Below are 21801 nucleotides of genomic sequence, written 5' to 3' on the forward strand. Positions count from 1 at the left end.
TGTCTCACTTTTGGGGGGCACTCCATTAAGTGCCCCCGGATTGCGCTTCGCTTCATCCGGCTACAAGGTCACCATGTCACTCGCTGCAACTCTTCCGTCAGCCGGTCCAGCGCATCCGCCAGCATCACGCCGCCGCACACGGTGAGCCGCTCGGGCAGCACGATGCGCTTGCTTTGCGGATAGAAGCGCTCCAGCGCCGGATGCAGCAGGAAGGCGCGACCGTCATCCTCGGCGCGGTCGCCGGCTTCCGACACCAGGATGAAATCCGGCCGCAGTTTTACGATCGCCTCCAGCGAGGCAAATCCGCCCGCACTGAAGCCGAGTTCGCCGGCGGCGTTGGCGAGGCCGGCTGCCGCCAGCAGCGAGCTGACCAGGCTGCCGTCGCCAGGCACAAACCCGCGCCGCTCCAGCGGCAGCACGCGGTAATGATGCGCGCTTGCCGCCGCCCGCGCCCGGGCGGTGGCCGCATCGAGGCGCGCGATCTCGGCTTCTGCGCGATCGGGATGCTGCACCACATCGCCCATCGCGCGGATCTGGTCCTTCACTTCGTCCAGCGTGCGCGGCACCGTGAATTCGACGAGGCGCAGCCCGTTGGCCTTCAACAGGTCGCGCGTCGCGCGCTTGTCGAACAGGCTGACCACGACGAGGTCGGGCTTGAGCAGCAGCACGTCCTCGGCCTCGCCGGACAGACGCGGAAAGTTTCGCGCCTTCTCCGCGGCCCAGGATTGCCAGGCATCGCGCGAGAAGCGGCTGAGGCCGATGATCTGGTCCGGATCAGCCAGCGACAGCACGAGCTGGTCGCTGCAGACATTCATCGAGACGATGCGCGGTCCGGCGGCGGACGCGGTGTCGGCTGACGCGAGCCACACGAGAAGTGAAAACATCAGGGCAAGGCAGGATGACGCAAGATAGCGTCCGCGCGAAGACAGCGCCCCCTCTTCCGCTTGCGGGGAAGGGTTGGGGTGGGGGTCGTGCCGCAATGAACACTCCTTGAGTGGAGAGAGACCGCACCTGCTGCGCTCTTCGAGCGCAGCAACCTCCCGCGCAAGCGGGAGAGGTGAACTGAGCTCGTGGTGAGCCCGCGGCCTCATCACACGTCCGCCCACGGCACGATGACGGCTTCGCGCTGAAATTCGGCACGATAGGCGCTGACCCGGAACACGCTGGCGAGGACACTCTCCGACAATGCTTCAGCAGGCGCACCTTGCGCGGCCAGCCGCCCGTCCGCGAGCACCAGCACATGATTGGCGAACCGTGCGGCGAGCCCGAGGTCATGCGTCACCACGATCACCAGCACACCGGTGTCGGCGACGTTGCGCAGCTTCTGCATCACGTCGATCTGGTGGCGCGGATCGAGCGAGGCGGTCGGCTCGTCGGCGAGGATCACCGGCGCCTCCACCGCGAGCACCCGGGCCAGCGCGACGCGGCTGCGCTCGCCGCCGGAGAGTTCGGTGACGCGGCGATCGCTGAATTCCGTAACGTCGACCGCCTGCATCGCGCGGAGCACCGCCTCCATATCCGTCGGCGGCAGCCGCGCCGGATCGGTCGCACCGTGCGGATAGCGGCCGAGCGCGACGATGTCGCGCGCCGGCAGCGGCCAGTGCACCATGTGGCCCTGCGGCAGATAGGCAAAACGTTTCGCACGCTCGCGTAGCGGCAGCAAGGCCAGCGCATCGCCGCCGATCCGGATCTCGCCGCCCGACGGGATCAACCCGGCCAGCGCGCGCAGCAGCGTGGTCTTGCCGGCGCCGTTCGGCCCGACCAGCGCGACCAGGTGGCCCGATGGCAGCGACAGCGAGATATCGTGCAGCACCTTGCGGCTGCCGAGCGAGGCATTGAGAGCGGCGGCGGAGAGCAGCGTCATGCCACGCCTCCGCCGAGCGCGCGGCGTTCGCGCATGATCAGATAGAGGAAGAACGGCACGCCGATGATCGAGGTCAGCACGCCGACCTTGATGTCCGATGTCGAGGGGATGACGCGCACCGCGATATCGGCGGCGAGTAGCAGCGCCGAACCGGTGAGCGCGCTCGGCACCAAGAGCCGCGCCGGATCGTGACCGATCAGCGGACGCATCAGATGCGGCGCGACGAGGCCGATGAAGCCGATCGTGCCTGTCACCGCGACCGCGCCGCCGACGCCGAGCGCCACGCCCGTGATGACGAGTAGCCGCAACCGTCCGACATCGACGCCGAGGCTCTGCGCCGCCTCCTCGCCGAGCGTCAGCGCGCGGAAGGCGCTCGCCTGGCTGAGCAGGATGGCGGCGCCCGCGACGATGAAAGGCAGTGCCAGCACCACGTGCTGGAAGCTGCGGTCTTCCAGCGAGCCGAGCAGCCAGAACGCGATCTCCAGCACCACGAAGGGATTGCTGGAGAGGTTCATCACCAGCGCGGTTGCCGCCCCGGCAAAGCTCGAGATCGCGAGCCCCGCGAGGATCAGGATCAAGAGCCCGGCATTGCGGCCGGCGATCGCAAGCAGCGCGAACACCGAGCCGAAGGCGGCGATGATCGCCACGACCGGCAGCGCGTAGGAGCGCACATCGGCGAGGCCCAGCGCGATCACCAGCACCGCGCCGAAGGCCGCCGATTGCGGCGCGCCGAACAGCGACGGCGAGGCCAGCGGATTGCGCAGCAACCCTTGCAGCGCCGCGCCGGACAGCCCGAGAATAGCGCCGATCGCGAATGCCAGGATGGTGCGCGGCAGGCGGATCTCGCGCACGATCACCTGCGCCACATCGCTGCCGCCGCCGAACAGCGCCTCGATCACCACGAGCGGCGACAGCCGCACCGGCCCGATGCCGAGCGAGATCACCAACAGCAGGATTACGAGCGCAAGCAGCGCCGCGGTGGCGCCCCACCGGCGTCGCGCCGCGACCTCGGCCGCCAAGGCAAAATCCTGCACGCTCATTGAATCCATGCTCTTACAGCGATCGCCGTGGCAGACAAGCGACACTCGACAAAAACCGTGGCCGCCCGACTGCCGCCGGATTGACTTTGCTGCCCGGCCGAACCCTAGATGAACATGACGGTTCTTTCATGAGATGAAAAGGGAATGCGGTACGGGGAAACTCCCCCAACGCCGCGGCTGCCCCCGCAACTGTATGCGGTGAATCCTTCGTCACAGGCCACTGGGAATCTCGGTCCTGGGAAGGCGACGAAGGGTAACGACCCGCGAGCCAGGAGACCTGCCGTCAGCCGTGGTCACACGCGAGGATGCCGGTCGGGGAGTACAGGCATGAGCTTCACCTGATGCTGCAAGCACGATGGTGAGACTGGTTCGCGGTGACGTGCCACCGACGTTACCGAGGCCTCGCTTATGCTCTCCTTCCCTAGCCATCGGCGGCACCGCGCGCTTCTGCTCGCGTCGACGATGGTCGCGCCGGCAATCCTTGTCTCCACCGCGCGGGCGCAGCAGGCGCCCGCTCCCGATCAGCTGCCGGCGATCGAAGTCACCAAGCCGGGTGACCAGAACGTCACGCGCGCCAGGCCGGCCGCCGACGAAGCTCCGGCGCCGCGCCGCCCGGCGCCGGGCACCGCGCAGAGCAACAATACGGGCAGCGGCAGCGGATCGGGCACGACAGGGACCGGCGTGGCCACCGGAACGGGTGGCACCGGCGGCGGCCGCCAGTTCGCCGGCATTGTCGGCTCCTCCTCGGCCGTGATCACCGCCGACGACATCGCGCATTCGCCGGTGCAGTCGCTGCCCGAGATCCTCGCGCAGGTGCCGGGCGTGCAGCTGCAGACGCCCTATGGCGGGCCGAATGGCGCCAAGACCTCGGTCGACCTGCGCGGCTTCGGCGCATTCGCGACCGACAACACCCTTTTCCTGCTCAACGGCCGCCGCCTCAACGACGTCGACAAGGCCGGCTTCGACCTCACCACGATCCCGCTCGATTCCATCGAGCGGATCGAGATCACGCGCGGCAACAGCGGCGCGGTGCTTTACGGCGACAACGCGGTGGGCGGCGTCGTCAACATCATCACCAAGACCGGCGTCGGGGGCCCGCCGACGACGATGCGGGCCGAGGCCGGAGTTGGCTCGTTCAACACCCGCATGGCCGCGGTCTCCGCGGCGCTCAATTCCGGACCGTGGTCCACCTCGTTCTACGGCAACGGCATCAAGTCCGACGGCTACCGCGTCAACAATGCGCTCGACCAGCGCAACGCGGTCGGCAACATCAATTACACCACGCCTGATCTCACCGCCTTCCTCACCGTCACCGGCAGCGACCAGAAGCTCGGCCTGCCCGGCGGACGGCTGGTCGATCCGTCGATCGGCGTCAACGAGCTGCTCACCGATCGCCGCGGCGCCGCGACGCCGTTCGACTATGCCAACCAGCAGACCGCCAGCGTCACCGCCGGCTTCACCAAGACACTGATGAACGGCGTCGACCTGATCGTCGACGGCGGCTGGCGGCAGCGCGAGACGCAAAGCGGCTTCTTCGGCACGGTGCCGACCATCAGCTCCGCGTCGACCTACAATGACGCCGCGCTGCAAACCTGGTCGCTCACGCCGCGGCTGAGCGTCAAGAATATGATGCTGGGGATGCCGTCGACGATCCTGACCGGCATCGACTATTACGATTCGACCTTCCGCGAGGCGCGCGGCGCCTATGAGGGCGTCGACCCATTCCACATCTACAATATCGAGCAGCAGAGCGTGGCCGGTTACTGGCAGCACACGATCGGGGTGCTGCCGACGACCGACTTCTCCTACGGCGCGCGTGTGCAGAACATCAGTGTCTCGGCGCGCGATCGCTACGACCCGAACGCGCCGTTCGCGTTCGACGCGCAGGCGGCGCCGCTCGACAGCAACGAGACGCAATACGCGCTGCATGTCGGCGTCGAGCATCGCCTGACCGACACCTTCTCGGTGTTCGGCCGCGCGGCCCGCGCATTCCGCACGCCCGATGTCGACGAACGCGTCGCGTCGGGTCCGTCATTCGATCCGCTGACCTTTGCCCCGATCCCGCAGACCTTCCAGCTCAAGACCCAGACCTCGCAGGATGTCGAGGGTGGCTTTCGCGTCAGGACCAACCGCTTCCAGGTCCAGACCAGCGTCTATCTGATGGATCTCGATAACGAGATCCATTTCAACCCGGTGCTGTTCTTCAACACCAACCTCGATCCCACCCGCCGCTACGGCTCGGAGACCAGCGCGTCGCTGAGGATCAGCGACGGCGTGACCCTGCGCGGCGGCATGGCGATCACCCGCGCGGTCTTCCGCGAAGGCATGTGGGCCGGCAACGACGTGCCGCTGGTGTCGCGCTATACCGGCAATCTCGGCGTCACCTGGAATATCTGGCAGAACTATCTGGTGTTCGATGCCACGGTGCGAGCCTGGAGCGCGCGCATCATGGACAACGACCAGGCCAACACCCAGAGCCGGATTCCCGGCAACGCCACCGCCGATATCAAGCTGAGCGGGCAGTATGACCGCTTCTTCTGGTCGCTGAGCGTGAACAACCTGTTCAACGCGCTCTATTACGACTACGCCATCGCGAGCACGTTCACGGAGGGCCGCTTCTCGGCCTATCCGCTGCCCGGCCGCACCTACATGGTAAAGGCCGGTGCGACGTTTTAGAGCTATCCGGTGTGGCGGGGTGTGCCCCCGCCGTACCGTCTCATCACGTTACAAGCGTCCGCAAACTGGCGTAGAATTCCGCCAGCTGATTTGACCCGTGCAGGGGAAACCCATGGCCAAGGCCGGAAAGACGAGCAAGGACGGCGCCAAGACCAAAGACAAGACCGACGATAAGTCGAAGAAGCCTCAGCCGCCCGCAGCGCTGCAGGACGATGACTATTACGAGGATGGCGACATCGCCACGCCGAAGCTCGACCGTTACGGCAATGATGACGAGCCATTGTGAGGCGCGGCAGAGGTCCATCCAAATGTCCCGGGCGCAGCTGCGCGCCGGGTTGCGGGCGGCGGCCTCGTAGCTTGCGAGCTACCGAGCCCGGCTCATCGTCGCCAAGCAGACATTAGGTCGCAGCGGAGTCATGGGCTGGCCCCTCTTCCGGATTGGTTGCCGTGCTAGGCTCCGTATGGACGCCGGGTCCTTGCTTGGGGGGCGGTGCCATGAGGTTTGCGAAGGCGGTGCTCACGGTTCTTCTGCATGATCGCGTCGACGTGCGACCCGTCCAGTGCGCAACAAGCCCCCAGGAAGGTAGGAATCCTCGTCAACGGCAGCCCGTCTCCGCTGTTCGACTCCATCAAGAAGAACCTTCTGAGCGACTTCGCCGACCGCGGCTATCTCGAGGGACGCGACATCGTCATCGAGCCGCGATTTGCCGACTCGAAGCTCGAGCGCCTTCCGGCCCTCGCAGGCGGCCCGGGCCGTGGGCGTCGAGATCCCACCCTAGCTCTTGAAGCGCGCGGACAAGGTCCTGCAGTGAGTTCGCACTGAGGGATACTATCGAAAATCGCCGTTTTCGATCGCCTTGATACTGCCGCGATCGAGCAGATGCGCACCAAAACCACCGCGCGCCAGCGATGAGGCGATCTGCGGTGATGCCAGCAGCAACGCCGTGGTCATTGCAAGCGGCACGGCACTGAGCCAGTCGAGCCGCACCGGCGTCAGCTCTTCGCTGCTTCCCCGATAGTGCCCTTCGCCCGTGGCGATGCGGCCGCATTCCCGGATCAGGTCACGCCGCGTGCCATCGCGCGATGCGCTGCCGAGCAGCGCCTGCATCGCCAGATGCGTCCGCACCCCCGCGCGCCCCTCGGCGAGCGGCGCCGGGGTCTCGCCGCGCGAGACGCGCAGCAGCAAATCGACCAGATCGACGCCCGACTGAAAGGCGTTCATCGGCTCGACCAGCCGCGGGTTGCAGTCGATCAGCAGCGGCGTTGCGCTGTCGAGCGGCATGATGACGTCGACCGAGAGCGCGCCGTGCCAACCAAGATGCGCGCCGATGGTCTCGAGGCCGGCGCGGATCGCCGGCCGGCTCACGCTCTCCTTGATCGCCTCGCCGCCGCCGACACCGGCCGCAATCTGGCGGTAGGCATGGAAGCCGACAAGCGTGCCGTGGCAGAACACCGACTGCGCCTTCTCGACCGTGCCGGTGATCAGGTCCTGCGCCAGCACCTCGCCGGCAAAATCGTCCGCGGACTCGAGGTCGTAGAGCGCGCGATTGAGATCGCCGGTATCGCGCACGAACCAGACGCCGCGGCTGGCGGTGCCGACCGACGTCTTGACCACGGATGGAAACCGCACTGCCTCGCGCAACTCCTCGGCCGAGTTCACGATCCGGGTCGCTGGCTGCGGCAGGCCGAGCCGGTCGAGCAGACGGCTGAAGCCGGCCTTGCTGTGCACGGCGCGATAGCTGGCGAAATCCGGCAGCGCGAGGCCGGTACGTGATGCCAGCCCCGCCGCGGCGCGAGCGAACAGAAAGCCCTGTTCATGGGTCGGCAGCAGTACATCGAAATGCCGCGAGGCCAACAGGCGCTCGACGAAGCGCAGGAAGCCGGCCGGATCTGACCGCAGCGGCGGACAATGGTGGTATTTGCGGACAAAGCGGGAGTAGCGCGCCAGGCACCAGCGCGAGGGGTCGCAAACCTCGACGTGATGGCCGGCCAGCCCCAGGATCGTGATCGCCTCCCGGCCGGAGGTGCTGGAGCCCTCTGACACAAGCACCTGGAGCGGCTTTTTGGCGTCGATCATGGCCGATCATCGCCGTGCCGCCGCGCTTTGTCGCCGCATTTAATGCCGCATGTGTCGATCCGGCACGCCCGCGCCGGGGGCAGCCATGCGCCCGCGTTCATGGACAATTAGCGGCCAATCTCTATTTTCGGCGGGCCCTGCCGGGCATTTTGTTTGACGCGTTTTCTTCACGCGAGCCGGTACCCACTTCGCTTGAAAACGCTATGGAACTGGGGTTTTCGACGACATGGTCGACGTTCTGGCCGCACCGCAGCAAGCGAAAGCCGACAGCGCGCTGCGCACGCTGACCGGGATTTCGGTCGCCCATTGGGTCAGCCATTTCCATATCTTCGTGCTGCCGATGCTGTTCCCGTTCCTGAAGCAGCAGCTCGGCGTCGGCTATGTCGAACTCGGCCTGGCGCTGACGGTGTTCGCGGTGGTCTCCGGGCTGACCCAGGCGCCGATCGGTTACCTCGCCGACCATATCGGCGCGCGCAAGATCCTCTTGATCGGACTGACCGTCGGCGGTTGCGCGCTGATCGGGCTCGGCCTGCATCTCAGCTATACGTCGCTGATCGTCTGCGCGGTGCTGCTTGGCCTCGCCAATAGCGTCTATCATCCGGCTGATTATGCAATCCTCTCGGCTCATATGGACGAGGCGCGGATGGGCCGCGCCTTCTCGATCCACACCTTTGCCGGCTTCCTCGGCGGCGCGGTTGCGCCCGCGATCATGGCGGCACTCGTCGCCTCGATCGGCGGCCTCGGCGCGCTGATCGTCGCCGGCGCGGTCGGTCCGCTGGTGGCGCTGTTCCTGATCGTGCTCGGCATTCCCGATGCCGGCGCCAACAAGAACAAGGCAAAGGACGACACGGCATCGAAGGCGAGCGTGATCACGCCGGCGCTGATGGTGCTGACGGCCTTCTTCACGCTGCTCAGCCTGTCGACTTCGGGCATCAACAATTTCGGCGTGGTCGCACTGATGGGCGGTTACGGCGCGTCGTTCTCGACGGCCAATATCGCGCTGACCGCGTTCCTCGGCGCCAGCGCGGCCGGCGTGCTCGCCGGCGGCTATCTCGCCGACTGGACCCACCGCCACAGCCAGGTCGCAGCGGCTTGCTTCGCGGTCAATGCCGCCCTCGTGCTGCTGATTGCGCTGCTCAACCTGCCGCCGGTGGCGCTCACCCTGGCGATGGGGCTCGCCGGATTCCTCGGCGGCGTGATCGCGCCGTCCCGCGACATGATGGTGCGCAACGCGGCCCCGCCCGGCGCCGCCGGCCGCGCCTTCGGCATCGTCTCCACCGGCTTCAACTTCGGCGGTATCGTGAGCCCGCTGCTGTTCGGCTGGATCATGGACCAGCACATGCCGCACTGGGTGTTCGGCACATCCGTGGTGTTCATGGTGCTCACCGTGCTGCTTGCTCTGGTCACCGAGCGCAAGCCGCAGGCTTTGGCATATCAGGCCGAGACCGCCAGCCCGCGCGCCTGACGCACGAACGTCGTGCGTGCGGCGCGGTCAATCCGACCGTCGCGACAGCACCTGCTTCAGGAGCGGCTCGATCCGCGACAGCTCATCGAGATGGACCGCCGACAATTCGGCGAGATGATCGGCCGCACGGCCGGTTAGTTTCAGCAGCACGCGCCGCTGGTCGGCGGGATCCAGTACGCGCTCGACCAGCCCGGCATCGGACAGGCGGTCGACCAGTTCGACCGTGGTGTGGTGACGAAGCCGCAGCCGCTCGGCCAGGTCACCGACCGCAACCGGCCCGCCGCCCGGATAGCCCCTGATCGCCAGCAAGGCCTGATGCTGCCGCGGCGTCAGGCCCGCGGCCTTCGCGGCATCCTGGCTGAACTCAAGAAAGCGGCGGATCAGATAGCGAAATTGCGACAGCGTCTCGTAATCGGCCTGGCTGGGAACCCGCTTTGGGTCCTGCCGCGGCGATTTCGACGGTCCTTTCAACGCTGCCATTCGATGTCTCCCGCTTGTAATTATATCGCAATGCGATATGACGCCTCGCGTCCACTTCACCCGAGCCTTACGCCACCAATGAGCGTCATTTCCACCAAATCGAGCGCCGCCGCCAAGACCAGTGCCAAGACCAACGCCAAGACCAACGCCAAGACCAACGCCAAGATCGGCGACAAGGCCAGCCACCTCCTGAGCGACTTCACGACCGATCCCCGCGTCGTGGTGATCTCGGCGATCGCCGTGTTCGTCTCCGCCGCCGGCGTGCTGGCCGGTGCGGGACTGCTGCAGCTGATCAAGCTCGCCACCAACATCGCCTATTTCGGCCAGTTCAGCTTCGCCGACCTGAAATTGCAGGATTCGCCGCTCGGCCTCTGGACCGTGCTGGTGCCGGTCGGGGGCTCGCTGATCATCGGGCTGATGGCGCGTTTCGGCAGCGAGAAGATCCGCGGGCACGGCATTCCGGAAGCCATCGAGGCCATCCTGCTCGGCCGTTCCCGGCTCAACCCCAAGGTGGCGATCCTGAAGCCGTTGTCGTCGGCGGTGTCGATCGGCACCGGCGGCCCGTTCGGCGCCGAGGGCCCGATCATCATGACGGGCGGCGCGATCGGCTCGCTGATCGCGCAGATGCTCCCGGTCAGCGACAACGAGCGCAAGACCCTGCTGGTGGCCGGCGCCGCCGCCGGCATGACCACCGTGTTCGGAACGCCGATCGCCGCGATCATGCTCGCGGTCGAACTGTTGCTGTTCGAATGGACGCCACGCAGCTTCATTCCCGTCACTGTCGCCGCCGTGGTGGCGGCGGTCGGGCGCACCTTCCTGCACATGCCCGCGCCGCTGTTTCCGTTCACCGGCGGCGTCGACATTTCGGTGCTGCAGCTCGGCGCCTGGATGCTGATCGGAATCCTCTCGGGGCTGCTGTCGGGCGTGCTCACCCAACTGGTCTATGGCTGCGAGGACATCTTCCTCAAGCTGCCGATCCACTGGATGTGGTGGCCGCTGATCGGCGGCCTGGTCGTCGGCCTCGGCGGGCTGATCGAGCCGCAGGCGCTCGGCGTCGGCTACGACAACCTCGCGTCGATGCTGAGCGGCGACGTCGTGCTGAGGGCCGCGCTGCTGCTGCTCGTGGTGAAAGCCGTCATCTGGTCGGTCGCGCTCGGCTCGGGCACGTCGGGCGGCGTGCTGGCGCCGCTGCTCATCATGGGCGGCGCGATGGGAACGGCGCTGAGCGGCTATCTGCCCGAAGCGAGCCCTGGCTTCTGGGCGTTGCTGGCGATGGCGGCGACGATGGGCGGCACGATGCGCTCGCCGCTGACCGCGACCTTCTTCGCCGTCGAGCTCACCGGCAACACCCACGTGCTGTTGCCGCTGATCGCAGCCTGCGGCACCGCGCATGGCGTCACGGTGCTGCTGATGCGGCGCTCGATCCTGACCGAGAAGGTGGCGCGGCGCGGCCATCATCTGGTGCGCGAGTACCGCGTCGATCCGTTCGCGCTGACCCGCGTGCGCGACGTCATGACCAAGGCGGTCGAGACCGTCGCCGACAGCATGACGCTGCACGGCGCGGCCGCCTTCCTGACCAACCCGAAGACAGCTCACCCGAGCTTTCCCGTCGTCGACGCCAGCCATCACGTGCTCGGCGTGATCGACCCGCCCTCCGTGCTGCGCTGGCGCCGCGCCGGCAAGCATCGCACCGCGACGCTCAAGCAGCTGCTGGCCGGCAGCAAGATCACCGTCGCCTATCCCGACGAATATCTCGACCGGCTTGCCGACCGTCTGATGCAGGTCAACGTCTCGCATCTGCCTGTGATCTCGCGCGAGGATCAGCGCCTCGTCGGCTATATCGGCTGGAAGGACCTGATGCGGGTGCGCGCCAGGCTGCAGGCCGAAGAGACCCAGAAGACCGCGTTCTTCGGCGCGCGCTAGCTTCGCGGCGATTCGCCCGGCGGAACAAATTTCCGCCGGGCGCAACGCGCGATCCCAGCTGGCAAATCGTCGCCGGCGCATCCCAGAGCTTCATCGGCGCTGGTTGACAGCATCAGGGGCTGACCCATGATGCCGTCAACCAAAACCAGCCTCGGGATGAAATGCCATGACCTCGACCCCAGACCTCGTGATCCGCGGCGGCACCATCGCCGACGGCAAGGGCGGCGACCTCTATGAAGCCGATGTCGCGATCTCGGACGGCAAGATCACCGAAGTCGGCAAGGTCTCGGCAAAAGGCACGGAAGAGATCGACGCCAAAGGCAAGCTCGTCGCGCCCGGCTTCGTCGACGTCCACACCCATTACGACGGCCAGGTGACCTGGAGCCAGGACATCACGCCCTCGTCGCAGAACGGCGTCACCACGGCGATCATGGGCAATTGCGGCGTCGGCTTCGCGCCGTGCCGGCCGAGCGACCACACCAGGCTGATCCAGCTGATGGAAGGCGTCGAGGACATTCCGGAGCCGGTGCTCTCCGCCGGCATTCCCTGGGCGTGGGAGAGCTTTCCCGACTACATGGAGTGGCTGTCGAGGCGCAATTTCGACATGGACATCGGCGCGCAGCTGCCGCATGCGGCGCTGCGGGTCTATGTCATGGGCGAGCGCGGCGCGCGCCGCGATCCCGCAACGGCCGAGGACAACAAGGCGATGGCGGCGCTCGCCGGCGACGCCGTGCGTGCGGGCGCGCTCGGTTTCTCCACCTCGCGCACGCTCAATCACCGCACCTCGACCGGCGACTACACGCCGACGCTGAAGGCCGGCGAAGATGAACTGACCGCGATCGCCGGCGCGATGCACGGCGTCGGCCGCAGCGTGCTGCAATTCGTGCTCGACCAGAGCACTGTGCACGAAGACCTGCCGATGATGCTGCGGGTCGCCGAGAACACAAGATGTCCGATCTCGTTTTCGGTCGCCCAGGCCGACAAGGCGCCGCGGCGCTGGCGCCAGACCATGGACACCATCAATGAAGCCGCCGCCCGCGGCCTGTCGATCACGACCCAGATCGCGGCGCGGCCGGTCGGCCTGCTGCTCGGGCTCGAATTGTCGCGCAATCCGTTCCAGACCCATCCGAGCTATCGCGAGATCGCCAGGCTGCCGCTCGCCGAGCGGCTCGCGCAGTTGCGCCGGCCCGAGGTGCGCGCGGCGATCCTGAGCGAGACCGCAACGGCGACCGACGATCCGCTGTTTTTCCGGCCGAACTACGACAAGATGTATCTCTTGGGCAATCCGCCGGACTACGAGCAGCCGCCGGAAAATGCGCTCGGCCCGCAGGCGCGCCGCCAGGGCCGGCAGCCGGAAGAACTCGCCTATGACGCGATGCTGACTGACGAGGGCCGCGGCATGCTCTATGTGCCGTTCCTGAACTATGCCGACGGCAATCTCGACGCCGTGCATGAGATGCTGCGCGAGCCGAGTGCCGTGCCCGGCCTCTCCGACGGCGGCGCGCATTGCGGCATTATCTGCGATGCCAGCTTCCCGACCTATCTCTTGACGCACTGGACGCGCGACCGCAGCCGCGGCGAGAAGCTCTCGATCCCGTTCGTTGTCGCGGCACAGTCGCGCAAGACCGCGCTGTCGGTCGGTCTGCATGATCGCGGCGTGATCGCTCCTGGCTTCAAGGCCGACGTCAACGTGATCGATTACGACCGTCTGCATTTGCACCCGCCGAAGGTGCATTACGACCTGCCGGTCGGCGGCCGCCGCCTCTTGCAACAGGTCGACGGCTATGACGCCACCATCGTGTCGGGCATCGTGACCCAGCGCGAAGGCAAGGCCACCGGCGCGCGTCCGGGCAAGCTCGTCCGCGGCGCGCGGGGCTTGAACTAACGGGTTGAACTAAGACAAGACAGTCGCGGCAGACTCCGGCCTCTCCCGCAACGGGAGAGGCAAGGTGGAGCAAGTCTCTAAGGGGGCGCCCCCCTTACGTCGGCGACATCGCGCCTTTGATCGTGTCTGCCGGCTGCGACGTGCCGGTCAGCCGCGCCCGCTCGGTGTTCGGCCACAGCAGCAGCAATCCGAGCAGGCCGGAGCCGGCCATGATCGCCGCGTTGATGGTGAAGCCGGACATGTAACCGGCCATCGGCGTGGCCGCGTGCTGGATCACATTGCCCATCACCATCGGCGCCAGGATGCCCGAGATCGTGTAGAGCGCGCCGTAGATCGCGATGATCGCGCCGCGCTGCGACACCGGCGTGAATTCGCCGAGCATCGGCGGGCACACCACATAGATCGAGCCGCACAGGCCGGAGCCGATCACCAGCAGCGCGATCATGATCCCGCCGGGCGGCGCATAGGGCAGCATCGCGAGAATGGCGCCGCCGACGATCAGCGGCACCGAACCGAGCACGCCGCGCGCGCCGCGGGTGGTGAAGCCGCGCGCCAGCATCAGCTGCGAGATCCAGCCGGTCAGCAGCACGATCGTCGCGCCGAAGATCCAGGGCAGGATCGAGACGAAGCCGGCCTGGTGCTGCGAGAAGCCGAGCCCCTCGATGATGAAGGACGTGAACCAGGTGAGCCCGAGCGACAGCGCCCAATAGGCGCCAAAGGTCGCCACCACGCAGCCGATGAAGGTGCGCGAGGTCAAAAGCTTCAGGTAAGGAATCCGCGGCTCATCGGCCGTTACGGCAGACGTCGACACCAGCGGCCCTTCCTTGCCGAGCGCGAACCAGGCGACGGCCCAGATCAGGCCGACGATGCCGAGCGCGCCGAAGGCGTGATGCCAGCTGTGATTGACGATGATCCAGTTCAGCGCAGGCACTGCGAGGATCACGCCGAACGCGGAGCCCTGCGACAGGATCGCCGTCGGCAGCGTGCGCTTCTCGTCCGGAAACCATTTGTAGATCGCGTGCGCGGCGACCGAGAAGGCCGGCCCCTCGCCGGCGCCGAGGATGATGCGGCAGATCACCAGCGTCGTGAAACTGACGGTGCCGACCATCGGAAATTGCGCCAGCGACCAGATCACCGCCAGGATCAGCAGCACCCAGCGGGTGGCCACGCGATTGACGATGAAGCCGACGACGATCGCCGAGATCGAGAACAGCAGGAAGAATGACGAGCCGAGATCGCCGAACTGCTCCTGGGTGAGGCCCATTTCCTTCTTGATCGGCACGCCGGCGAGCCCGACCACGATCTTGTCGGCAAAGTTCACCACCATGAACAGGAACAGAAGGAAGGTGATTTGCCAGGCGCCCTTCGGCGTCCCCTTTGACAGCCCCTCTGACGTCCTCTTGGACGTCGCTTGCGTCGTCATGTCCGGCTCCCCGTCGTTTCGTTTTTGGCTTCGTAAAATCGGCCCCGTCCGGCGATGCTAGCCACGCCTCGCCGTGCAACGCAACACCGCATTTCTTCGGGGAAGTACGACCCGGAGCGCTTCCAGCGGCCTGATCACGATCGCGTCGGTCGCGCCGGTGGAGCTGTGAACTGTCATGCCCCGGCTGCTATGTTCAGGGCCAACGAAAAGCCCGGGGTTTTTCATGAACAGATCGATCCTACGTGCGGCCGCCCGCATTGCATTCGTGTCCGCCGCGCTGCTTGCCGTGCCTCAAGTCCGCGCGGAAGACGCCGCCAATCCCGACTACGCGGCAATCGTCGCCGCACCCGATCGCAGCGATGCGGATCGCCAGGTCGACCAGCGCCGGCAACCGGCCAAGATGCTCGCTTTTGCCGGCGTCAAGCCCGGCATGACGATCCTCGACATGGCGGCAAGCGCGGGCTACAGCACCGAACTGTTGGCGCGCACCGTCGCCCCGTCGGGCAAGGTCTACGCGCAGGATTCCGCGGCCGTGCTCGAGCGCTTCGTCAAGGACAGGTTCGACACCCGCGCCAAGGCGCCGGCGATGAAGAATGTGGTCCATGTGGTGCGGGACTATGACGACCCGATCCCGCCCGAGGTCAAGGACCTCGACATGATCACCTTGTTCTTTTTCTATCACGACATCACCTATCTGCCGGTCGACCGCGCCGCAATGAACAAGAAGATGTTCGCCGCGCTCAAGCCGGGCGGCTTCCTCGTGATCGCGGATCATTCGGCCAAGACGGGCGAAGGCACCAGTGTCGCCAAGACGCTGCACCGGATCGAGGAGAGCACCTTGAAGCAGGAGATCGAGGCGGCCGGCTTCAAGCTGGTGGCCGAGGGCGATTTCCTGCATCATGCGGAGGACCCCAAGGACATTCCCGTCTTCAAGGCACCGGTGCCGATCGACGAGTTCGTCCTGAAATACCAGAAGCCGCAATGAGGCACGGCCATCGCTTCATCTGACCAGACCGCCGCGGTGCTTCGCGTCACCGGCCTGACCAAGAGTTACCGCTCTGCCGGCGAAGACGTCGCGGTGCTGCGCGGCGTCGACCTTGCCGTTGCAACCGGCGAGAGCGTGGCGCTATCAGGCGAATCCGGCAGCGGCAAGAGCACGCTGCTGCATCTGATCGCGGGGCTCGATGCCGCCGATAGCGGCGAGATCGCCCTCGCCGACATCGTCGTCTCCCGCCTTAACGACGCCGGCCGCGCCGAATTGCGCCGCGACCGGCTCGGCCTCGTGTTCCAGCAGTTCAACCTGATCCCGAGCCTGACGGTCGCGGACAATCTCGTGTTTCAGTCGCGCATCGCCGGCCGGCATGACGCCGCCTGGCACGACGAACTGGTCGAGCGCCTCGGCCTGAAAAGCCTGCTCAGGCGCTATCCCGAGCAATTGTCCGGCGGTCAGCAGCAGCGCGTCGCGATCGGCCGCGCGCTGGCGCCAAAGCCGCTGTTGCTGCTCGCCGACGAGCCGACCGGCAATCTCGACGAGGACACCGCCGACGAGGTGCTGGCACTGGCACGCGATCTCGTGACCCGCACCGGCTGCGGCTTCCTGATGGTCACGCACAGCGCGCGGCTCGCGGCGACGCTCGACCGCCAGGTCACTTTGCATGCCGGGATCGTCGCATGAGGCGCGCGCTGTGGATCCTCGCGGTGCTGCTCAGCCACTGGCGGCGGCATCCGATGCAGCTCGCGACGCTGCTGATCGGACTGATCTCAGCCACGGCGCTGTGGAGCGGCGTGCAGGCGCTGAACCAGCAGGCGCGCATCGCCTATGACCGCGCCGCCGCGACCTTCGGCGGATCGCGCACTGCAATGCTGGTCGCCAAGGACAGCGCGACCTTCACGCAAACATTGTTCGTCGATCTGCGCCGTGCCGGCTGGCCGGTATCGCCGATGCTGGAGGGCCGGGTCCAGATCGACGGCCGCAGCTTCCGCGTGCTCGGCGTCGAGCCGGTGACGCTGCCGTCCGAGGTCGGTAACGCGCCGGCGGTCGGACGCGGCAGCCTGCAATCCTTCGTCACGCCGCCGGGCGAGATGCTGGTAGCACCGGAAACGCTGCGCGATCTCGGCCTCAAGGAAGGCGAGCGGCCACAGGCCAACGGCACGAGCTTGCCGCCGCTGCGCGTGCAGGCCGAGCTCGCGCCCGGCGTACTGATCGTCGATATCGGCATCGCGCAGGACATCCTCAAAATGCCCGGCCAGGTCTCCCGCCTGCTCGTCGGCAAGTCCAAAGCGCCGCACGCAGCGCTGGAAGGCGTGGCGAGTGATAAGCTCCGCCTCGTCGAGCCGAGCGCCGAGAGCGACCTCGAACGCCTCACCGACAGCTTTCATCTCAACCTCACTGCGTTCGGCCTGCTGTCGTTCTTCGTCGGCCTGTTCATCGTCAACTCCGCAATCGGCCTCGCCTTCGAGCAGCGGCTGCCGATGCTACGCACGCTGCGCGCCTGCGGCGTCTCGGCGCGAATGCTCAACACCGTGCTGGTGATCGAGCTGGTATCGCTGGCTCTGGTCGCCGGCCTGATCGGTCTCGTCTGCGGCTATTTCATCGCGGCGACCTTGCTGCCGGATGTCGCGGCCTCGCTGCGCGGGCTCTATGGCGCGCAGATCCCTGGGCAGCTTTCGCTCAAACCCATCTGGTGGTTCGCCGGCATCGCCATCAGCATCCTGGGCGCGCTCGCCGCGGCGGCCGCGAGCCTTGCCGAGGCGATCCGGATGCCGGTGCTGGCGACGGCGCAGCCGCAGGCTTGGCAACAGGCGCAGCGGCGCTGGCTGATCATCCAGAGCGCGGCGGCACTTGCGGTGTTCGCGGTCGCCGCGGGCCTCATCCAGTTCGGCGATTCCCTGATCGCGGGCTTTGCCGTGCTCGCCGCGCTGATGCTCGGCGCGGCGCTGATCCTGCCGATGGTCCTGCAAATCGCGCTCGCGTTCGGCCAGCAAAGCGCACGGGCGCCGGTCGGCATCTGGTTCTGGGCCGACAGTCGCCAGCAATTGTCGGGACTGTCGCTTGCGCTGATGGCGCTGCTGCTTGCGCTCGCGGTCAATGTCGGCGTCGGCACCATGGTGGAAAGTTTCAACCGCAGCTTCCTGGTCTGGCTCGATGGCCGCCTCGCCGCCGACGTCTATATCAGCGCCGCCAGCGATCAGCAGGCGAAGGAGATCAAGGCATGGCTGCGCGACCGGCCCGAGGTTGAGGCCATCCTGCCCGGCGGCCGCGCCGACACCCAGTTCGGCGGCGCGCCGATCGAGGTGCTCGGCCTGCCCGACCACGCCACCTATCGCGACAACTGGCCGTTGCTCGAAAGCGCCGCGAATGCGTGGGTTCGGCTGCGGCCCGGCGACACCTGCCTCGTCAGCGAGCAGCTGTCGCGACGGATGAAGCTGGCGATCGGCGATCATGTCGAGGTGCCCGCCCCCGGTGGCAACTGGCCGCTCGAGATCGTCGGCATCTATGCCGATTACGGTAACCCCAAGGGCCAGATCGCGGTCAACTTCGCCGCGCTGACCCGACGCTTCCCGCAGACGCCAATGACGCGGATGGGCGTCCGCATAGCGCAGGACAAGATCGCACCGCTGGTCACGGCGCTGCAGGAGACATTCGGGCTCGATGATCGCAACATCGCCGACCAAGCGAGGATGAAAGCGGAATCGAAGCGGGTGTTCAACCGCACCTTCTCGGTGACCGCCGCGCTCAACGCCTTCACGCTGGGCGTCGCCGGCATCGCGCTCTTGACCAGCCTGCTCACGCTGGCCAATTCGCGGCTGCCGCAGCTGGCGCCGCTCTGGGCGATCGGCCTGACACGGCGGCGGCTCGCCGCGCTCGAACTGTTGAAGACCATGGCGGTCGCACTGATCACGGCCCTGTTCGCGCTGCCGCTCGGCCTGCTGGTGGCGTGGTGCCTGCTTGCGATCGTCAACGTCAAGGCGTTCGGCTGGCGGCTGCCGTTCCACATATTTCCCTTGCAGCTGATCGAGCTGCTCGCGGTGGCGCTGGCCGCCGCATTCTGCGCGGCGGCGCTCCCGGTCGCCAGACTGGCGCGCATGCAGCCGGCCAGCCTGATCAGGATCTTTGTCAATGAGCGCTAGCGGCATCATCACCCGTCGCGCCTTTGCCGGCAGTGCGCTGGGGCTCGCGCTCGGCGGCAAGACGTTTGCGCAGGGCTTTGCCGGGCTCGGCGAGACCGCGGAAGCATTTGCCACCGTCACGCCGGGCAAGCCGTTCACCTTCCCCGCGGACCACGGCCCGCATCCGGAATTCCGGATCGAATGGTGGTACGTAACCGCCAACCTGTCCGACACGAGCGGCGCGACCTATGGCGCGCAATGGACGCTGTTCCGCCAGGCGATGAAAGCGGGCGGACCGGCCGACGGCTGGGCCAATCAGCAGCTCTGGATGGGCCACGCCGCCGTGACCAGCGCTGGCTCGCACCGCTTCAGCGAGACCTTTGCCCGCGGCGGCGTCGGGCAGGCCGGTGTCGAAGCCACGCCGTTCCACGCCTGGATCGACGCCTGGGAGCTGCGCGGGCGCGACGCGTTCGATGCGCAGCGTGTCGCGCCGCTCGAGCTCAAGGCCTCCGCCGACGACTTCAGCACCGCGCTGCGGCTCGAAGCCGACCGCGCGCTGGTGCTGCAGGGCGACCACGGCTACAGCCGCAAGTCGGATCGCGGACAGGCCTCCTACTACTACAGCCAGCCGTTCTACAAGGCGGCCGGCCGCATCGTCATCGACGACAGACCGGTCGACGTCACGGGCTCGGCGTGGATGGATCGCGAATGGAGCAGCCAGCCACTGGCGGCCGACCAGACCGGATGGGACTGGTTCTCGCTGCATCTGCCCGGCGACGAGAAGCTGATGCTGTACCGGCTGCGCCAGAAGGACGGCCGCGAAAACCTGTTCGGCAACTGGATCATGCCGGACGGCCGCTCGGCCGAGATCGCCGCCAGCGGCAACAGCATCGCGCCGCTCGCAACCACCGAGATCGACGGCCGCAAGCTGCCGACGTCATGGCGCGTCAGCCTGCCCGCGCGCGGCCTTGCCATCGAGACCACGCCGCTCAATCCGAAGGCCTGGATGGGAACCAGCTTCCCCTATTGGGAAGGCCCGATCCGCTTCGCAGGCAGCCACGCCGGAATCGGCTATCTTGAGATGACCGGATACTAGGTCGCCGACGGAAGATTGGCGCCGCCCCGCATGTCACACCCGGCTTCGCTGTCCCGTCATCACATCGGGGCCAATGGAAAGAGGACACGCCTGACATGTACCACTACACCGCCATCGTCACCTGCCTTGCGGTCGCGCTGCACTTCTTCTTCGCGCTACAGGTCGCCCGCGCCCGCGCGGTCTACGGGGTCAAGCTGCCGGCGATCACGGGCAATCCGGATTTCGAGCGCATCTACCGCATCCAGATGAACACGCTGGAATGGACGCCGATTTTCCTGCCGTCGCTCTGGCTGTTCGCGATCTATGTCGGCGATGCCGCGGCCGCGGCGGTCGGCGCGATCTGGGTGATCGGCCGCATCGTCTATTTCATCGGCTATCGCGAAGCGGTGGCGAAACGCAGCCCCGGCTTCGCCATCCAGGCGCTGGCCTGCGTCATCCTCTGGGTCGGCGCGATCGGCGGCGCGGTGTGGCGGCTGGTCCACGCGTAACGCCGCCACATATTCCGCCGTCGTCCCGGCCTTCGCCGGGACGACACCGATGTTTGTTTCACCAGCCACGCCTTACTTGGTCAGCGGGCAGCCGCTTTCCTTGGCGGTGAAGAAGGCCTTGTCGCCGGGCACCACGGCGATCTGCTTGTAATAGTCCCACGGCTTCTTCGATTCCGAGGGCTTCTTGACCTCGAACAGATAGAGGTCGTGCACCATGCGGCCGTTCGCGAGCACCTTGCCCTTGGCGAAGGCGTCATCGACCGGCAGCTCCTTCAGCTTGGCGGCAACCGCCTCGCTGTCCTTGGTGCCGGCGGCCTTCACCGCCTTCAAATAGCTCAGCGTCGCCGAATAGGTGCCGGCATGGATCATGCTCGGCATCCGGCTGGTGCGCTTGAAGAAGCGCTCGCTGAAAGCGCGCGAGGCATCGTCGTGGTCCCAGTAGAAGCCCTCGGTGAGCACGAGACCCTGCGCCGCCTCGAGCCCGAGACCGTGCACCTCCGACAGCGTCATCAACAGGCCGGCAAGCTTCTGGCCGCCGCGCACGATGCCGAACTCGGCCGCCTGCTTGATCGAGTTGGTGGTGTCGAGTCCGGCGTTGGCAAGCCCGATGATCTTGGCCTTCGAGCTCTGCGCCTGCAGCAGGAAGGACGAGAAGTCCGACGAATTGAGCGGCACGCGGACCGAGCCGACCACCTTGCCCTTCTTCGACACGACGATGTCGCTGGTGTCCTTTTCCAGCGCGTAGCCGAAGGCGTAGTCGGCAGTCAGGAAGAACCAGGTGTCGCCACCCGCCTCCGTCAGCGCGCCGCCGGTCCCGACGGCGAGCGCGCGGGTGTCATAGGCCCAGTGGAAGCTGTAGGGCGTGCAGGCATCGCCTGTGATGCGCGAGGTCGCCGCGCCGACCACGATGTCGATCTTCTTCTTTTCCTTCGACAGCTCCTGCACCGCGAGCGCGACCGACGACGTCGTGAGCTCGGTGATCATGTCGACGTTCTCGACCTCGTACCAGCGTCGCGCGATCGCGGTCGCAAGGTCCGGCTTGTTCTGATGGTCGGCGGTAACGATCTCGATCTTCTGTCCCAGCACCTCGCCGCCGAAATCCTCGACCGCCATCCGCGCGGCTTCGAGCGAATATTTGCCGCCGTAGTCGGCATAGACGCCGGACTGATCGTTCAGGATGCCGATCTTGACGCCCTGGGCCGTCGCCGGCGCCGCAAGCATCAGGCTGCAAGCCGCGACCGCGGCCAAAAATCCGGACTTCATTTCATGCTCTC

Annotated in this window: 18 protein-coding genes and 1 riboswitch; of the genes, 11 read left to right on the forward strand and 7 right to left on the reverse strand. The window is 66.8% G+C overall.

What is annotated here, in order from left to right:
* Nucleotides 1–68 precede the first annotated feature (68 nt).
* From E2I15_RS18860 to E2I15_RS18870, 3 genes are all read right to left on the reverse strand, one after another.
* The gene (locus tag E2I15_RS18860; RefSeq protein ID WP_137484060.1) at nucleotides 69–884 is read right to left on the reverse strand and encodes an ABC transporter substrate-binding protein; all 816 of its coding nucleotides are present in this window, start codon (nucleotides 882–884) and stop codon (nucleotides 69–71) included.
* 206 nt (nucleotides 885–1090) lie between these two features.
* Nucleotides 1091–1864, reverse strand: a complete 774-nt coding sequence (locus tag E2I15_RS18865; RefSeq protein WP_137484059.1) for an ABC transporter ATP-binding protein — start codon at nucleotides 1862–1864, stop codon at nucleotides 1091–1093.
* A complete protein-coding gene (locus tag E2I15_RS18870; RefSeq protein WP_137484058.1) occupies nucleotides 1861–2904 on the reverse strand; it encodes a FecCD family ABC transporter permease in 1044 nt (347 codons plus the stop codon). Before E2I15_RS18870 ends, E2I15_RS18865 begins: the two co-directional genes overlap by 4 nt.
* A 101-nt stretch (nucleotides 2905–3005) precedes the next feature.
* A riboswitch (cobalamin riboswitch) is annotated at nucleotides 3006–3203 on the forward strand.
* Nucleotides 3204–3366: 163 nt separating this feature from the next.
* Here E2I15_RS18870 and E2I15_RS18875 point away from each other — a divergent pair.
* The 3 genes from E2I15_RS18875 to E2I15_RS18880 all read left to right on the forward strand — a co-directional run bounded on the left by E2I15_RS18875 (nucleotide 3367) and on the right by E2I15_RS18880 (nucleotide 6403).
* Nucleotides 3367–5580, forward strand: a complete 2214-nt coding sequence (locus E2I15_RS18875; protein WP_246668477.1) for a TonB-dependent receptor — start codon at nucleotides 3367–3369, stop codon at nucleotides 5578–5580.
* Nucleotides 5581–5692: 112 nt separating this feature from the next.
* Entirely contained in the window at nucleotides 5693–5866 is a 174-nt protein-coding gene (locus tag E2I15_RS38775) for a hypothetical protein (RefSeq protein ID WP_170991839.1), read from the forward strand.
* A gap of 246 nt (nucleotides 5867–6112) precedes the next feature.
* On the forward strand, nucleotides 6113–6403 hold the full coding sequence (locus E2I15_RS18880; protein WP_137484056.1) for a hypothetical protein: 291 nt from the start codon (nucleotides 6113–6115) through the stop codon (nucleotides 6401–6403).
* Between the two features lie 6 nt (nucleotides 6404–6409).
* Here E2I15_RS18880 and E2I15_RS18885 read toward each other — a convergent pair whose 3' ends face one another.
* On the reverse strand, nucleotides 6410–7657 hold the full coding sequence (locus E2I15_RS18885) for an ATP-grasp domain-containing protein (RefSeq protein ID WP_137484055.1): 1248 nt from the start codon (nucleotides 7655–7657) through the stop codon (nucleotides 6410–6412).
* A gap of 226 nt (nucleotides 7658–7883) precedes the next feature.
* On the opposite strand from E2I15_RS18885, the gene E2I15_RS18890 reads away from it, so the two are divergent.
* On the forward strand, nucleotides 7884–9122 hold the full coding sequence (locus E2I15_RS18890) for an MFS transporter (RefSeq protein ID WP_137484054.1): 1239 nt from the start codon (nucleotides 7884–7886) through the stop codon (nucleotides 9120–9122).
* Between the two features lie 27 nt (nucleotides 9123–9149).
* Here the strand turns inward: E2I15_RS18890 and E2I15_RS18895 are convergent, their stop codons facing one another.
* Entirely contained in the window at nucleotides 9150–9602 is a 453-nt protein-coding gene (locus E2I15_RS18895) for a MarR family winged helix-turn-helix transcriptional regulator (protein ID WP_137484053.1), read from the reverse strand.
* Nucleotides 9603–9680: 78 nt separating this feature from the next.
* Between E2I15_RS18895 and E2I15_RS18900 the strand changes: the two genes are divergently transcribed.
* Both E2I15_RS18900 and E2I15_RS18905 read left to right on the forward strand, forming a co-directional pair.
* Nucleotides 9681–11525, forward strand: a complete 1845-nt coding sequence (locus tag E2I15_RS18900) for a chloride channel protein (protein ID WP_246668476.1) — start codon at nucleotides 9681–9683, stop codon at nucleotides 11523–11525.
* A gap of 166 nt (nucleotides 11526–11691) precedes the next feature.
* A complete protein-coding gene (locus E2I15_RS18905; protein WP_137484052.1) occupies nucleotides 11692–13410 on the forward strand; it encodes an N-acyl-D-amino-acid deacylase family protein in 1719 nt (572 codons plus the stop codon).
* A 94-nt stretch (nucleotides 13411–13504) separates the two neighbouring features.
* Here the strand turns inward: E2I15_RS18905 and E2I15_RS18910 are convergent, their stop codons facing one another.
* Entirely contained in the window at nucleotides 13505–14833 is a 1329-nt protein-coding gene (locus tag E2I15_RS18910; protein ID WP_137484051.1) for an MFS transporter, read from the reverse strand.
* Between the two features lie 223 nt (nucleotides 14834–15056).
* On the opposite strand from E2I15_RS18910, the gene E2I15_RS18915 reads away from it, so the two are divergent.
* The 5 genes from E2I15_RS18915 to E2I15_RS18935 all read left to right on the forward strand — a co-directional run bounded on the left by E2I15_RS18915 (nucleotide 15057) and on the right by E2I15_RS18935 (nucleotide 20527).
* Nucleotides 15057–15818, forward strand: coding sequence for a class I SAM-dependent methyltransferase (locus E2I15_RS18915; RefSeq protein ID WP_137484050.1), 762 nt, complete (start codon nucleotides 15057–15059; stop codon nucleotides 15816–15818).
* 36 nt (nucleotides 15819–15854) lie between these two features.
* Entirely contained in the window at nucleotides 15855–16508 is a 654-nt protein-coding gene (locus E2I15_RS18920; protein ID WP_028343545.1) for an ABC transporter ATP-binding protein, read from the forward strand.
* On the forward strand, nucleotides 16505–18964 hold the full coding sequence (locus E2I15_RS18925) for an ABC transporter permease (RefSeq protein WP_137484049.1): 2460 nt from the start codon (nucleotides 16505–16507) through the stop codon (nucleotides 18962–18964). The genes E2I15_RS18920 and E2I15_RS18925 overlap by 4 nt, the downstream gene beginning before the upstream one ends.
* Nucleotides 18954–20039 carry a lipocalin-like domain-containing protein gene (locus tag E2I15_RS18930; RefSeq protein ID WP_137484048.1) on the forward strand — a complete coding sequence of 362 codons (1086 nt, stop codon included), beginning with the start codon at nucleotides 18954–18956 and terminating at the stop codon, nucleotides 20037–20039. Before E2I15_RS18925 ends, E2I15_RS18930 begins: the two co-directional genes overlap by 11 nt.
* Nucleotides 20040–20134: 95 nt before the next feature.
* Nucleotides 20135–20527, forward strand: coding sequence for an MAPEG family protein (locus E2I15_RS18935; RefSeq protein ID WP_137484047.1), 393 nt, complete (start codon nucleotides 20135–20137; stop codon nucleotides 20525–20527).
* A 72-nt stretch (nucleotides 20528–20599) separates the two neighbouring features.
* Here E2I15_RS18935 and E2I15_RS18940 read toward each other — a convergent pair whose 3' ends face one another.
* Entirely contained in the window at nucleotides 20600–21790 is a 1191-nt protein-coding gene (locus E2I15_RS18940) for an ABC transporter substrate-binding protein (protein WP_137484046.1), read from the reverse strand.
* Between the last annotated feature and the right edge of the window lie 11 nt (nucleotides 21791–21801).

It is taken from the genome of Bradyrhizobium sp. BR2003 (assembly GCF_009720285.1).
GTDB classification, from domain to species: Bacteria; Pseudomonadota; Alphaproteobacteria; order Rhizobiales; family Xanthobacteraceae; genus Bradyrhizobium; species Bradyrhizobium elkanii.